Annotated in this window: 1 protein-coding gene; it reads right to left on the minus strand. The window is 62.0% G+C overall.

The features are described 5' to 3' along the window. On the minus strand, window positions 1–951 hold the full coding sequence (locus tag PMI12_RS26040) for an IS481 family transposase (RefSeq protein WP_007838657.1): 951 nt from the start codon (window positions 949–951) through the stop codon (window positions 1–3). Window positions 952–1048: the final 97 nt, after the last annotated feature.

The following is a 1048-nucleotide window of genomic DNA, read 5'->3' on the forward strand; positions in this document are numbered from 1 at the left end:
CTAGCTGTGAAGCGTCAAGAGGTTGTTTCTTGACGAGTTGAGTCTGGACATAGGCGCGATACCGCCGATGCCGCTGTGCGGGCGATGCCAGTTGTAGTGGTGCTGCCAGCTCGCCAGGGCATCGGTTCGGTGAGCTGAGTTCTGGTAGGTCCAGCCGTAGGCCCACTCGCGCAACGCGGACTGGATGAACCTCTCGGCCTTGCCGTTTGTCTGCGGTCGGTAGGGTCGCGTGAAGCTGTGCCTGATACCCAGTTCAGTGCAAGTCGCCTTGAACTCGCGCGAGCGGAACGCCGGGCCGTTGTCAGTCAGCAGTCTCCGCACAGTGATGCCCAGGCGGGCGTAATAGTTCACCGCATTGCGCAGGAACAGGACCGCTTGCACCTGCTTCTCGTCGGGGTGCATGGCGGTGAACGCCAGCCTTGCGTGGTCGTCGATGGCCACGAACAATGTCTCCCAGCCAGCACCATCGACCGAGTCGCGTCGGTTGCCCGTGACGCGATGGCTGGGACGCACGATGCGCCCAAGCTTCTTGGTGTCGATGTGCAGCAGATCTCCAGGAGCTTCGTGCTCGTAGCGCACGATCGGCTCGGCAGGCTCCAGGTCGCTCAGCTTGGACATGCCTGCTCGGGTCAGCACGCGGCTGACAGTCGAGGCCGAGACGCCCACGCTGCGAGCAATGCGTGACTGCAGCATCCGACGTTTACGCAACTCGAGGATGAGCAAGGCCTTGCCCGAGTCGATGGCCCTGGGCGAGCGTGTTGGCTTGGAGGAGGCATCGGCCAAGGCGGCTTCTCCGCCCGCCAGATAGCGACCAAGCCACTTCCTGGCTGTGGGTGCAGTGACGCCGTGTGCGGCAGCTGCGCGCACAGCATCCAAGCCCTCCAGCGTCATCTGCTTGACCATCTCGAATCGGCGGGCAAAGGTAAGTCGGGCATGCTTATGGGTGTTCATCCGGTTGGGCGTCCTGAGTGGATTGGGTGTTTGGCGACTTCCAGTCTCTCAAACCCAATCCGGATGAACACCGGATACAACCTATTGGAGCTTCACA

It is taken from the genome of Variovorax sp. CF313, from assembly GCF_000282635.1.
Lineage (GTDB): Bacteria > Pseudomonadota > Gammaproteobacteria > Burkholderiales > Burkholderiaceae_C > Variovorax.

Excerpts from the sequence above, each read along its gene's own strand:
- PMI12_RS26040 (WP_007838657.1), bottom strand. The coding sequence starts at position 951 with ATGAACACCCATAAGCATGCCCGACTTACCTTTGCCCGCCGATTCGAG.